The 12,426-nt window shown below is 61.4% G+C and carries 12 protein-coding genes; 6 read left to right on the top strand and 6 right to left on the bottom strand.

Annotated features, from left to right (window positions below):
* Positions 1–2 precede the first annotated feature (2 nt).
* Both VCB98_RS07425 and VCB98_RS07420 read right to left on the bottom strand, forming a co-directional pair.
* Complete coding sequence (locus tag VCB98_RS07425; RefSeq protein WP_346051294.1) at positions 3–509, bottom strand: c-type cytochrome; 507 nt, start codon at positions 507–509, stop codon at positions 3–5.
* On the bottom strand, positions 499–1,653 hold the full coding sequence (locus VCB98_RS07420; protein ID WP_346051292.1) for a DmpA family aminopeptidase: 1,155 nt from the start codon (positions 1,651–1,653) through the stop codon (positions 499–501). Before VCB98_RS07420 ends, VCB98_RS07425 begins: the two co-directional genes overlap by 11 nt.
* 124 nt (positions 1,654–1,777) lie before the next feature.
* On the opposite strand from VCB98_RS07420, the gene VCB98_RS07415 reads away from it, so the two are divergent.
* A complete protein-coding gene (locus VCB98_RS07415) occupies positions 1,778–2,557 on the top strand; it encodes a pseudouridine synthase (RefSeq protein ID WP_346051290.1) in 780 nt (259 codons plus the stop codon).
* A complete protein-coding gene (locus VCB98_RS07410) occupies positions 2,554–2,832 on the top strand; it encodes a hypothetical protein (RefSeq protein WP_346051288.1) in 279 nt (92 codons plus the stop codon). The genes VCB98_RS07415 and VCB98_RS07410 overlap by 4 nt, the downstream gene beginning before the upstream one ends.
* 192 nt (positions 2,833–3,024) lie before the next feature.
* Here VCB98_RS07410 and VCB98_RS07405 read toward each other — a convergent pair whose 3' ends face one another.
* The 3 genes from VCB98_RS07405 to VCB98_RS07395 form a co-directional block, all read right to left on the bottom strand.
* Entirely contained in the window at positions 3,025–5,457 is a 2,433-nt protein-coding gene (locus tag VCB98_RS07405; RefSeq protein ID WP_346051287.1) for a S9 family peptidase, read from the bottom strand.
* A gap of 744 nt (positions 5,458–6,201) precedes the next feature.
* The gene (locus VCB98_RS07400) at positions 6,202–6,879 is read right to left on the bottom strand and encodes a rhomboid family intramembrane serine protease (protein ID WP_346051284.1); all 678 of its coding nucleotides are present in this window, start codon (positions 6,877–6,879) and stop codon (positions 6,202–6,204) included.
* Between the two features lie 110 nt (positions 6,880–6,989).
* Positions 6,990–7,604 (bottom strand): hypothetical protein, encoded by a 615-nt coding sequence (locus VCB98_RS07395; RefSeq protein ID WP_346051283.1) that lies wholly within the window; start codon positions 7,602–7,604, stop codon positions 6,990–6,992.
* Positions 7,605–7,674: 70 nt separating this feature from the next.
* Here VCB98_RS07395 and VCB98_RS07390 point away from each other — a divergent pair, with 70 nt between their 5' ends.
* The 3 genes from VCB98_RS07390 (at position 7,675) to VCB98_RS07380 (ending at position 9,973) form a co-directional block, all read left to right on the top strand.
* On the top strand, positions 7,675–8,391 hold the full coding sequence (locus VCB98_RS07390; protein WP_346051281.1) for an SDR family NAD(P)-dependent oxidoreductase: 717 nt from the start codon (positions 7,675–7,677) through the stop codon (positions 8,389–8,391).
* A gap of 92 nt (positions 8,392–8,483) precedes the next feature.
* The gene (locus tag VCB98_RS07385; RefSeq protein WP_346051279.1) at positions 8,484–8,888 is read left to right on the top strand and encodes a globin; all 405 of its coding nucleotides are present in this window, start codon (positions 8,484–8,486) and stop codon (positions 8,886–8,888) included.
* Positions 8,889–8,995: 107 nt separating this feature from the next.
* Positions 8,996–9,973 carry a bile acid:sodium symporter family protein gene (locus VCB98_RS07380; RefSeq protein WP_346051278.1) on the top strand — a complete coding sequence of 326 codons (978 nt, stop codon included), beginning with the start codon at positions 8,996–8,998 and terminating at the stop codon, positions 9,971–9,973.
* A 4-nt stretch (positions 9,974–9,977) separates the two neighbouring features.
* Here the strand turns inward: VCB98_RS07380 and VCB98_RS07375 are convergent, their stop codons facing one another.
* Positions 9,978–11,843 carry a tetratricopeptide repeat-containing diguanylate cyclase gene (locus VCB98_RS07375; protein WP_346051276.1) on the bottom strand — a complete coding sequence of 622 codons (1,866 nt, stop codon included), beginning with the start codon at positions 11,841–11,843 and terminating at the stop codon, positions 9,978–9,980.
* 224 nt (positions 11,844–12,067) lie between these two features.
* On the opposite strand from VCB98_RS07375, the gene VCB98_RS07370 reads away from it, so the two are divergent.
* Positions 12,068–12,426: Tex-like N-terminal domain-containing protein (locus tag VCB98_RS07370; protein ID WP_346051274.1), on the top strand; the 359-nt coding region annotated here is incomplete at its 3' end.

The raw sequence follows: 12,426 nt of genomic DNA, 5'->3' as shown, positions 1-12,426 counted from the left end.
GCTCAAAACTCCGGTCGGGTTTCGCGGACCTGACGTGGCGTCATCCGCGGTTCGCGAAGCTCACTGACTTCTTCGGGTTTGATGGACTGAAAATCCTGGGGCAGGGCATCTTCCCCGCCCCAGGCATGAATACTGTGGTTGATGATGGCGGCAACGTTCTCGTCCGACAGGCGCGCGAAGCCCGGCATGACGCCGCCGTAACGCTCACCCCGAATTTCGATCTCGCCACCCAGACCCCAGAGGATCACGCGGATGAAATACTCTCGCCCGCCCTCGGCCTGAACCAGTTCAGGGGCATGGCCAGCCAGGGGAGGGAAAGTGCCGGCCAGGCCCTGGCCATCGCTCTGGTGGCAGGCCCGGCACTGACGTTCATAAAGTGCCGCGCCCTCGGGATAGGCCGAAGCCATGATCCGTGCCTCACGCTCCTCGGCATCCCCCGCAGGCCCTTCACAGGCGATTGGAATAAACGCCAGGGGCAGCGACAGCAGAGCAAGTTTTCTAGCGTTCATCCACCATCTCCTTTACGGCCTCAACGGGAATCGCCTCCATGTGATGGCCGTCTCGCCCCGTCATGCTTTCCGCCTTCAGAAGGCTGTTGAGAATGGCCTCCTCGGTGGCTTCCACCACGGCCATGAACAGCGGATCCATGGCCCGATCCGGCAACACCTCGCGGCTGCGACCGCTGGCCGGGCTGTCATGATCAATGCGCTGGGCGTTGGAAAAGGCGACGACGAAATCACCCGATCCGTTGCTCATGAAACCGCCCACGCGGCCAATCCCCAGGGGGGCCCGCTTGGCCATGCGTTCCAGATTGCGCTCACTGACCGGCGCATCCGTGGCGATGATGATCATGATGGAACCGGCCTCGGCTTCGGGGGCCAGGTCCAGCTCGAGCCCGGTTTCCAGTTCGTCCCGAAAACGGTAATTACCCAGGCGCTCTCCTACCCGCAGGCCGTCCATGGTCAATACGCCGCCGAAATTCGACTGCACCAGAATGCCCACCGTGTGACCGCCCAGGGTCGCCGGCAGGGTGCGGGAGGCCGTGCCAATGCCCGCCTTCCAGCCCAGGGCGCGGGTGCCCGTGCCGGCACCCACATTGCCTTCCGCCACTAATCCCCCCTCAGCGGACTCTATGGCCGAAAACACATGCTGGGGGCGTATGGACTGATCCCGGATCTCATTGAGATAGCCGTCATTGGTCTCGCCCACGACCACATTCACCGAGCGCACATCCTCATTGTCTTCCTGGTCCAGGGTCCAGCGGACCCCGGCCTGAACCGCGGTGCCCACGCTGAGGGTGTTGGTGAGCAGTATGGGAGACTCCAGCGCACCCAGTTCCCGGACCTGCTCGAAGCCGGCCGCCTTGCCGAAGCCGTTGGCCGTGTAGACAGCGGCGGGGACCTTCGCACGAAAGAGATTGCCCTCATGGGGCAGCACGGCGGTGACTCCGGTGCGGATGTCTTCACCGGACACCAGAGAGACATGCCCGACACGAACGCCCTCCACATCGGTGATCGCATTCAACTCACCCGTCGGCAGCACACCCGGTGCCAGGCCGATATCCCGGGCCCGAGGCCGGTCATCGGCCAGCAGCGGTTGGCAGATCGCCAGACCCAAAGCAATTGCGATAAAAAACAGTAACTTCCTGTTCACACGACCCCCGAAAGAAAACAGTCATTGCATACAGGGGGACAGAGTCTAACGCAGATCAGGTCCCCACCGCCTCCCGCCGGTCGGCGGACTTGCGTGGCAGCGATGGGCGGGGAATAGTGTCTTTATGGAAATAGCGATTCTTTATCAAGACGAGCAGTTGGTGGCGGTGCACAAACCATCGGGGCTCCTGGTCCACCGAAGCCCCCTCTCCCGGGACCGGGTCTACTTGCTGCAAACGTTGCGCGACCAGTTGGGGCGGCGGCTTTACCCGGTCCATCGCCTGGACCGGGCCACCTCCGGCGTGCTGGTCTTCGCCTTCGACGCCGAGACCGCCCATGCCCTCAACCAGGCATTCACCGAGCAGCGGGTGGAGAAAACGTATCTGGCCATCGTCCGTGGTTGGCCAGAGCCGCCCGAGGGGCATATCGACCGCCCGGTGCGGGACGATGACCGCGAGGCGCACCGGGAGGCCGCCAGCGATTATCGTCGTTTGGCCACCGCCACCCTGCCGGTGGCCAACCGTCGCTACCCCACCTCCCGCTACGCCCTGGTGGGCCTGTGGCCGAAAACCGGCCGCCGCCATCAGTTGCGCATCCACATGGAAAGAATCAGCTACCCCATCATCGGCGACACCACCCATGGCGACGGCGAACACAACCGTATCTTCCGGGAACATCTTGGCCTTGACCGTCTCATGCTCCACGCCCTCTCCCTGCGCCTGCCCCATCCGGCCGAGCCCGACCAGATCCTTGACTTACGTGCCCAACCGGGCGACCAGTTCGCCCTCGCCCTGGAACGGCTGGGCATGGCGGAGATCTCGGAGATTTTTTGTGGCAAAATTTTGGAGTGGGAATCAGCCTCGGGCGCGAAGCAGGCAAATCATATAAGGGAGGGGAGAACATGATCGGCCATGGGTTTGGTTTGGTAGTATCCTTGCTTGCCGCAATATTTTTCTGGTTTGCCAACAATAACCCTGGCTTTGCCATGGCTTTTGCCCTGGTCGCCGCTGGGACTTCCCTTGACTTGATCCGTATTCGTCGACGGAAGCTATTCGAAGAGAGAGACACTGATGTTTCGGCTTCTGAAATCCCACTCGAACGAATACTCCTCTGGAGCCGTCACACCTTGATGGGGCTGGGTCTGGCTATCGCGGTTACAGCATTCGTGTTGATGGACTGACCGCCGCGACTCGCCAATCGAAAGGCCCTCTGTGCTCTCTGCGAATCCTCTGCGCCCTCTGTGTCAAAAATCCAGAGCCAGAACCTGGCAACCGTCTCTCAGCGATCAACACGGCCCACCCAATACAACTCTCTTTATAAACAAAAAAGGCCCCGGCAGAACCGGGGCCTTTGACGCTCTGACAGAGCCTGCTTATTCGGCGACGAATTCACGCAGCCATTCCAGTTGTTCGTGGAGCATGTGCAGGACGGATTCCCGGGCGCGATAGCCGTGGGATTCTTCCGGCAGCATGACCAGGCGGGCGGTGCCACCCAGACCACGCAGGGCTTCGAACAGGCGCTCGGACTGCATGGGGAAGGTCCCCGAGTTGTTGTCTTCGGCACCGTGGATCAGCAGGATCGGATGGCTGAGCTGATCGGCGGCGAAGAAGGGTGACATGCGGATGTAGAGATCCGTGTCATCCCAGATGGTGCGCTGTTCGCGCTGAAAGCCGAAGGGTGTGAGCGTACGGTTGAAAGCACCGCTGCGGGCAATGCCGGCCTGGAAGGTATCCGAATGGGCCAGCACATTGGCGGTCATGAAAGCGCCATAGGAATGCCCGCCGATGGCCACCCGCTCCGGGTCGGTAATGCCACGCTCGACACCGGCTTCAACCGCCGCCTTGCCGTTCATCACCAACTGCTCGATGAAGGTGTCATTGGGTTCCTTGTCATCCTCCCCCACCACCGGCATGGTGGCCCGATCCAGCACCGCCCAGCCCTGGGTCAGGGCGAAATGCGGCCCCCAGTAGCTGAGACGATTGAACTGATAGGGCGAGCCCTGTATCTGACCGGCGGCATCGGCACTGCGATATTCCCGAGGATAGGCCCAGACCAGCGTGGGCAGGGGGCCGTCCGTTTCCGGATCATAGCCATCCGGCAGATACATTTGTGCCGACATGGGCAAGCCATCTTCCCGTTCATAGGTAATGAGCTCGCGGCTCACGCCCTTGAGTTCCGGCAGCGGGTGCTCGAAATCGGTAATCCGGCTCTTGCTGTCAGTGGCCAGATCGCGCCAGTAGAAGTTGGGGGGAACGTCCACTGACTCTCGGCGGGTCAATACCACCGGCGTGTCAGGGTCCAGCACGGCAGTGACCTGCTCATACCAGGGCGAGGTCGACCGCCACAGTCGTTCGCTTTCCAGCGCCTCGAGATTGAAGCGATCCAGAAAGGGGCGATCCCCTTCATCCGAGGCACCGTCACCGGCCAGCAGCAGATCCCCTTCGGCCATCACCAGAACCCGGTGGCCGCTTTCATTGCTGCGGGTCTTGGGGCTGCCGGGATCGTTGTAACGGTCTTCCCAGGAGCGGGTCCAGAGCCGTTCGGCCTCCCGCTCGGGCGCATCCGGGGCGACCCGCCACATGTTTTCGTCACGGTTGTTGTACCACCGCTCCAGCACAAGGGCGGTGTCGCCATCACCAAAATGAACCGAGCGGAAACGGTCGGACAGAGTGGCAAGCTTCACCGCTTCGCCATCAAACGGTGCTTCCAGCAGATAGAGGTGCTCACGCACATCCACATCCTTGCGGGGATTGCCTTCATCCTGGGCTTCGGCCCAGAACAGCGTGGCCGGGGCATCACTGCGCCAGCTCACGCTTCGCGGTCCGGTCACGGTGGCATCGAAGGCAATGACCAGATCATCGGCCAGGTCCCGATCAACGACCTGGTACACGGGCTCTCCCTGTCGATCCAGCACTTCGATGGTGCGGGCGAAACGGAAGAAGGGAACGGAATAGGACCAGGGCTCACGCAGGGTTTCCACCAGCAGATAGTTGCCATCAGGCGAGGGCGAGAAGTCGGACAGAATCCCCTCGGCCAGTACCTCCTGATCGCCATCCAGGCGGGCCCGTACCAGTTCACCATGGAAGTAGTGCTCGAACAGGCGCTCGTCGTGACGATCCTCGAGCAGATCCTGATAGGTGCGGGCGGGGGCGGCACGGCCGCGGTTCTCCTGGATGATCGGTCCATCGGGCACCGGATCCCGATCAGGGGCAGCGCCCTGTTCCGGGCTGACCCGGCGTACCAGCAGACTCTCGCTGTCCACCGACCAGACATAGGGCGTGCCCGGATAGGTGGCATTCACGTCGAGGCCTTCAAGCTCTCGGGCTTCGGCACTTTCAACATCCACCACCCAGAGGGCCAAGCGCTCGGGTTCGACCTGCACAAAGGCGAGCTGCGTGCCATCGGGGGAAAAGCTCACGTTCCGGATCCGTGGCCGCTCGGGCAGTCCTTCCACTTCACGCAACCGGCCCTCATCAATGGACTGCAAGCTCAAGCCAGTAAAGTAGCTTGGGCGACTGGGACCGCGGTTCTCGGGATTGAAGCGGATACCGGCGAGGCGTTTTTCCGGTTCGGCCAAATCACGGATGGTTCTCAGTGGCGGGCGTTCCATCAGCAGCAACTGATCACCCCGGGGGCTGAGGCTGACCAGCGGTGTCAGGGGGGCATCCACCAGATCGATGATTTCCTGGGGCGGCTCCTGGTAGCTCCCCACCTCGGCCTCCTGGGCCAGGGCGTTGACGGGCAGGAGCAATGCGGCGGCAATGCCGGCAAGCAGCCCCAGGGGCTTGCGTTGTCGTGCAGTCATTGGCTTTCTCCTTTTGAGACCACTGATATCAGAGGTTTCCTGGTTAGACACGATGATCCAGAGTCAGGCTGGGCCACTTTACGCGAATACGGCTTATTCGGTAGCTGCGTGGTTCACAAGTTCAGTTTTTCACCTTGCTGCCATCCGGTAGCTTTTAATCGCGGCTAAAGCCGCTCCTACGGTGCCTGTAGCGGACGCCAAATCCGCCGTAGGAGCGGCTTTAGCCGCGATTAAAAGCCTCCAGATAGCACTAGGACATAAGACTGAACCAAACTCTCCGCCAGCACGGCCCAGGTGACCACCACCAAAGGTAGGCCTAGGTGGCGACAGGCCTTTCCAAGACTGTGTGAGCCAGGATGGCGAACCCAGAGCCCCCAGGGAGGCCCTTCCCTGCGCCCCGAACGAACCCGCGACCGACCGTATTTCGTCTCTCGCGCGGCGCGCCGAGCGTGGTGTAGCCGCTGTGCTACATGAGCGAGGCGCAACAAAGCGAGAGGCGAAATACGGTCGGTCCCTCCGGGTTCACAGTGAGATCCGCCGCTCCGGCGTTGCAGTGTTTGCCCGTAGTGCTACTACTGTGCGGCGCACTGCGCCTTGGAGCGACGAATCTCACTGTGAACGCGGGCTCGTTGGGGGTGCAGGGAAGGGCCCGTTTACGGCGTTCTTGGAAAGGCCTGTCGCCACCTAGGCCGGGACCCAACCCGTCACCGTCATCAAAGGGGACTAACTCAATAGAAGCCGACTCTAGCGAAACAACCTCACCCCGGGCCGCTTGAAGAACAGCACCAGAACCACACCGGCCACGAAGCCACCGGCATGAGCGGCAAAGGCAACACCAGCCTGATCAGCGGGGGTCATCATGGACTGAAAAAGCTGGAAGGCAAACCACAGGCCCAGCATCAGCCAGGCCGGCAGCCACAGGAAGAAGATCACGAAATACGGAACCAGCAGCTTGATCCAGGCAAAGGGATGAAGCATGAGATAAGCCCCCAGCACACCCGAGATGGCGCCACTGGCACCCACCATGGGCACGGTGGAATCCGGCGCCATCAATGCCTGGGTCAATGCGGCAGCCAGTCCGCAGAGGAGATAGAAAACGATAAATCGCCCATGCCCCATGCTGTCCTCAATGTTATTGGCGAACACATAGAGAAACAGCATGTTGCCAAGCAGATGCAGCAGCCCACCATGGAGAAACATGGAGGTAAAGAGTGTGAGTAGCGGCGGGATCAGCAGATCGGGATGCCCCAGGGGGACTTCGAAGAGGGCCCGGGGCACCACCCCGAGATGAAAGACCATTGCCCGAAAAGCCTGTTCCGACAGCGTAATCTGCCAGAGAAACACCACAATGCAAGCAAGCAGAATCACCCAGGTGACCACAGGAGTACGGTGGGTCGGATTGTTATCCGCAATGGGTATCACTGAGACAGTTTTCCCTATTTCTGCTGCGCATCGCTTACCGGGTATCTGACCCCCGGGAACGAAAAACGATCCCCACCAAAGCCAAAGGACAAGGCCACGAGCCAATGACATCACGGTTGGGTGGAGCGAGCCGGCAGCAGTCGCTTGATCCCCAGCAACAGCCAATGACCCGGGAAATACAGAACCAGCGGATAGGCCACGATCAAAACGAGCACCCAGAGAGGATCCGGCATCCAGGTCTGCTCCACCCCGAAGGGGGACCAGACCCAGTTCACATTGCGATAAGGCTCGGTAAACAGCCAGGCGCCCACCACACCCAGTGCACCGATCAGGCATTGCAACCAGGGCCCGCGCCGGTCATAACCCAGCCGCCAGACCAGCCAGATCATCAGCGGCGGCAAGGCCACATGATAGAGCGAGACCGCCCGGGCGACCGGGGCCAGCTCGTCACCGAACATGTAATCGGTGAAACCGGTGGGACTGCCGCCAAGCAGAAGGCCCAAGAATAGATCCAATGTCCAGCCAATGCCCACCAGGGTCATGACTCCGGCCTGACTGGAAATCAGCAGGCGATCGCCCCGCCAGATGGCGAACAGGACAATGAACTTGGCCATGTTGCAGAGCCAGAAGAAGTTCTGGGGGCCCTGATTGTTCAGCACCACTGTTACCCAGAGGATGATCCAGGCAGTGGAGGCCAGACGAACTGTCAGGGGAATGGCAGTCATGTGAACATCGCTGCTCCATCGTCGCCTGAGCGGTATAATCCCGCCCATTTGCACACGGGAGAGCATCAGGATGCAATCAAAAATCGCCGTTGTCACCGGGGCCAACCGCGGCCTGGGCCAGGCCACTGCCCGCGCCCTGGCCGAGCAGGGCTATCACGTGATCGCCTGTGCCCGGGATTCCGAATCCGGCACCCGCGCGGTGGAATCCATGCAGGCCGACAAACTGTCGGTGGAGCTGCGGGTGGTGGACGTGACCAGTGCTGACCAGGTCCGGGATCTGGGCCGTTATATCCGCGAGACCTACAAGCGGGTGGATGTGCTGGTCAACAATGCCGGGCTGATCCTGGAAACCCGTCAGGCAGGGGGCGAGCGCTCGGCCAACCCCCTTTTGGTCTCACCCATGACCATCATGGAAACGGTCAACACCAATACCCTGGGCGCCCTGCGCATGATCCAGGCCCTGGCCCTGTTGATGCCCGAGGGCGGGCGCATCGTCAATGTCTCTTCCGGAATGGGGCAGTTGAGCGACATGGACGGGGGCTGGCTGGGCTATCGCCTGTCCAAGACCGCTCTTAACAGCATCACCCGGGTGTTCGCGACAGAACTGGCCGAACGCGGGATTCTGGTCAACTCGGTCTGCCCTGGCTGGGTGCGCACCGACCTGGGCGGCGGGGATGCCAGCCGCTCAATCGAGGAAGGCATCGACACCATCGTCTGGCTGGCCAGCGATCCGGAGGCCACCGAGAGCGGCGGATTCTGGCGGGACCGGGCCCGAATTGAATGGTAAGCCGCCGTCAAGTATTAGATTGATCTAAATCAAGCTGGTATCATTGCCGCTCGCGTAGCATCCGCGCTTGATTTCCGACTTGAAGGTGAAAAATGGATCAGTTTGGCGACGTGCAGCAGAGCTTCGGCCGCTGCCTGCGAGAAAACCCGGACTTCGTGGCGGACTTCTATCAACGTCTGCTGGCAAGCAATGAGCGCTTCCCGGCCATGTTTGCGCATACCGATTGGCCCAAACAGAACAAGCTTATCCGGCGCGGCATCAGCATGGTCATCACTTACGCCGGCAGCCCCGGCGTCGCCCGGCGCCAGATCGAGGATATCGCCAAGGTACACAGCCGCAAGGGGCATGCCCCGGTAGAACCGCACATGTACGACCATTGGATCGAAAGTCTGCTACTGACCGTTCAGAACAGCGACCCCCGCTATGACACCACGCTGGGCAAGCGCTGGCGGGAGGCGCTGATCCCGGCCATTGACTTCATGCGGGGCAGTTACTGAGCAAGCTCTGGTCAATCCATTCGCAGCCACTGCTGGCGCGAATGGATTGACTGCAGGCTCCTGGACACCGTCTTTCCCCGCCCCTCGGGATCGGGCAAACTGCCTGTATGCTCTCCGCCCGACACCGCCTTTTCAGCTACCTCAATCTGGAACGCTGGCAAGTCCTGCCGCTGACCCTGGCCGCGCTTGCCGGCCTGGCGGTCGCCCAATGGCAGCCGGAAGCAGTCTCCGGCTGGTCCATCATGCTCTGGCCCCTGTTGGCCCTGCTGATGTTCGTCAGTTTCCTGCACCTGGATCTGCGGCGTTGGCGGCGCAGTCTGGCGGACCGGGACTTTCTGCTCACCATTCTGGCGCTGAACTTCCTGCTGCTGCCCCTGGCAACCGCGCTGGTGCTGTTCCTGCTGCCGGCGGATCCGGTCATCCGGCTGGCGGTGGCACTCGTATTGCTGGCGCCCTGCACTGACTGGTTTCTTGCCTTCAATCTGATCGGCCGTGGCAATCCCGAACGGGCCACGACGGCCGTTCCGCTGTTGCTGCTCGGGCAGGTGGTCGCGGTACCCATCTGGCTGATGATTCTGCTGGGGAGTGGGCAGCTGCAGAGCTTCGAACCACTGCGCTTCCTGGTGGTATTCATTGGCCTGTTTGCCATTCCCCTGGCGCTCGCCCTGGGCATTCGCTATCTGAGCGTCGGGCGACCACTGCTGCAGTCCACCCTGGGAGCCGCGCAGCGGGCACCCTTGCTGTTTCTGCTACCCGTGGTCTTTCTGGTCGCCGCAACCCAACTGGCGGATCTGCCATCAGACAGTTTCAGTCAACTGCTCCCGGTCACGGCAGTGTTCCTGCTCTGGGCATTGCTGGCCCTGAGCCTGGCACTGCTCGCCGGTCGATTGACAGGCCTGTCGATACCCGGTCAGCGCACACTGCTGTTCAGTGCCGGCAGCCGAAACTCCTTTGTGGTCCTTCCCTTTGCCCTCGCCCTGCCCTTTGGCGCGGAGCTGGCGGCGGGGGTGATCATGATCCAGGCAATGGTGGAACTGTGTCTGCTGATCCTGCTGACCGGGCTGGTACCACGCCTGATCCGCTGATGGGCTATTCGGCGTCGCCACCCTCGATACGGACCATCACCCGATTGCGCCCCTGATGCTTGCCGGCATACATGGCCCGGTCAGCGACCCGCACGGCCGACTTGAAGTCGTCACCGCGGACACTGGCCACACCGAAGGTAATGGTGACTTCCACTGGACCGGCGTCCGTTTCGAAAGGCTTCGCCGCCACCGCGGCACAGACCTTCTCCATCGCCAGGCGGGCTTCCTCGGCATCTGTCTCCGGCATCAGGATCAGGAACTCCTCGCCTCCCCAGCGACAGAGCAAGTCACTCTCCCGCAGGCAACTGCGCATCCGTTTCGCCAGCCCCATCAGTATCTGGTCCCCCACCTGATGACCGTATTGGTCATTGAGCTGCTTGAAGTAATCGATGTCGCCCAGAGCCAGGGTAAGAGGGGCACCGGTCCGATGGCGGCGGGACAATTCGGACTTGAGCACCTCCATCAGACGACGCCGATTGGCAAGCCCGGTGAGCGGGTCTTGTCGGGCCAGACGACTGATGGTCTTGAGTGCTTCATTGAGCTCGCGATTCTTCTCCTCAATGCGCCGACTGCTGCGACGCCGGAGCATATAGCCACGCCAAAGCAGCAGTGCCACGATGGCGGTCGCGACAAACAGGCTGAAGGCCACCAGCATCAGGGTCTGGCGCTCACGCAGACTCGCTTCCTTCAGCTCCGACTCCAGTTCCAGTCGGGAAATTTCAGCCTCCCTGGCCGTAATCTCCTGGCGCCTCAGCTCGGCCTCATAGGACTGCTCTAGTTCGACGATACGCTGCTGGCGTTCACTGTCCATTACCTCGTGATGAGCCTCGAACTGGGCCCGGGCGTGCTCCAGGGCGGCTTGATAATCGCCGAGGGTCTCGTACAGGGAAGACAGATCTCCATGACTGGCCTCGCGCAGGCGGGGCGAATCCATTTCCCGGGCAATCTCAAGGGCACGCAAGAGATAACTCAAGGCAGCCTCGGGATCACCCTCGGCAACCCGCAAATCCCCCATGAGATTGAGCGCGAAATGGAGGGCTCGATAGTGGCCCGCATCTTCCAGTAGCGGGATGCCCTCCCGGCAATAGCCCCTGGCATCCTCCATGCGCTCGAGCAGCCATAATGTATTGCAGAGATTGATCAGTTGATAAGCAGCACCAATCTCCCGCCCCTCTTGCCGGGCAATGCGCAGAGACTGACGCTGATAGGGCAAGGCCTCCTGATAACGACCTTCGCTATTATAGGTATTGCCGATATTGCCCAGCAGGCTCCCCAGCCGCTCCCGGGAGTCCAGTTCCTCATAAATCTCCGCCGCCGCGCGGTAGAAACGGCGGGCCCGTTCAGGCTGCTCAAGGCTGAAATAGATGTTGCCGATGGCATTGCGAGCGGCCGCCTCAAGCTCGGCATGCGCCAGAGCCTGGGCCTGGTTGAGAACGGCCATGTTGATCTCAAGGGCACGATCGAAATCGGCGCGGTCCAGATAGATCGTCCCGCGCATCTGCTGAACCTGCACTGCGGGAACGGGATCATCCAGTTGAACAGCCAAGTCCTCTGCCAGTTCCAGCGCCAGCAGGGCTTGCTCGGTTTCCCCTTGATCCCGCAATAATTCCGCCCGCCGATTGAGCAGTTTGACTGCCGCTTCCGGCTGCTCATCCAGCTCCAGTTCAGCCAATGCGCTCTCAAGGGTGGCCAGGGCCTTTTGGGGATCTTGCTGTGCCTGGGCCTCCACCGCGGAGAGGAGCTCATCAAGGGATTCGTGACCGAACACCCCATCCGGCGCAGCAGCCACCATCCCGGTCAGCAACAGGAAACAGATTGGCAGGAACAACAGGGCCGAGGTGGACCGGCGATGTTGATTCGGAATGGTCATATCCGTGACAGATCTCCTGGGAGGGTGAGCCGGCAACTTTGACCAGCATTTCAGCCCTCCGTTCAGAACCGGTCATCCCCTCCGGTTCACTGCCGATGATTCTGCAACAGGTTGCGGTAGGGGTCAAAACACAAGCAGCCATGGATTTCAATCTTGCACCCCCATCCCTGGGCGGGTTTAATGCGCCTCCTTTAATCCCACAATCAGCAAGACCGGATATCCCCATGAGTGACGCAAGCAGCAGTCAGCCCCTCTCCCGCCACAACATCAGCCAGCGCATTGCCGATGAACTGAAGGTCGGCCGCTCCCAGGTGGACGCCGCCGTGGGCCTCCTGGATGACGGCGCCACCGTCCCCTTCATCGCCCGCTACCGCAAGGAGGCCACCGGCAGCCTGGATGACAGCCAGTTGCGGGAACTGGAACAGCGCCTGGGCTACCTGCGGGAACTGGAGGACCGCCGCGAATCCATTCTTGAGGCGATTGAAGAACAGGACAAACTGACGCCGGAGCTGCGCCAGGCCCTTCTGACCGCGGACAACAAGACGCGGCTGGAGGATCTTTACCTGCCCTACAAGAAAAAGCG

It is taken from the genome of Natronospira elongata (assembly GCF_034931365.1).
Taxonomy (GTDB): Bacteria; Pseudomonadota; Gammaproteobacteria; order Natronospirales; family Natronospiraceae; genus Natronospira; species Natronospira elongata.
Note: the sequence above shows the minus strand (reverse complement) of the source record. Positions and strands in the feature narration are given on the sequence as shown.

Bases quoted from the DNA above. Each gene is read 5' to 3' on its own strand.
- VCB98_RS07425 (WP_346051294.1), bottom strand. From the start codon at position 509: ATGAACGCTAGAAAACTTGCTCTGCTGTCGCTGCCCCTGGCGTTTATT.
- VCB98_RS07415 (WP_346051290.1), top strand. From the start codon at position 1,778: ATGGAAATAGCGATTCTTTATCAAGACGAGCAGTTGGTGGCGGTGCAC.
- VCB98_RS07410 (WP_346051288.1), top strand. From the start codon at position 2,554: ATGATCGGCCATGGGTTTGGTTTGGTAGTATCCTTGCTTGCCGCAATA.
- VCB98_RS07405 (WP_346051287.1), bottom strand. From the start codon at position 5,457: ATGACTGCACGACAACGCAAGCCCCTGGGGCTGCTTGCCGGCATTGCC.
- VCB98_RS07395 (WP_346051283.1), bottom strand. From the start codon at position 7,604: ATGACTGCCATTCCCCTGACAGTTCGTCTGGCCTCCACTGCCTGGATC.
- VCB98_RS07390 (WP_346051281.1), top strand. From the start codon at position 7,675: ATGCAATCAAAAATCGCCGTTGTCACCGGGGCCAACCGCGGCCTGGGC.
- VCB98_RS07385 (WP_346051279.1), top strand. From the start codon at position 8,484: ATGGATCAGTTTGGCGACGTGCAGCAGAGCTTCGGCCGCTGCCTGCGA.
- VCB98_RS07380 (WP_346051278.1), top strand. From the start codon at position 8,996: ATGCTCTCCGCCCGACACCGCCTTTTCAGCTACCTCAATCTGGAACGC.
- VCB98_RS07375 (WP_346051276.1), bottom strand. From the start codon at position 11,843: ATGACCATTCCGAATCAACATCGCCGGTCCACCTCGGCCCTGTTGTTC.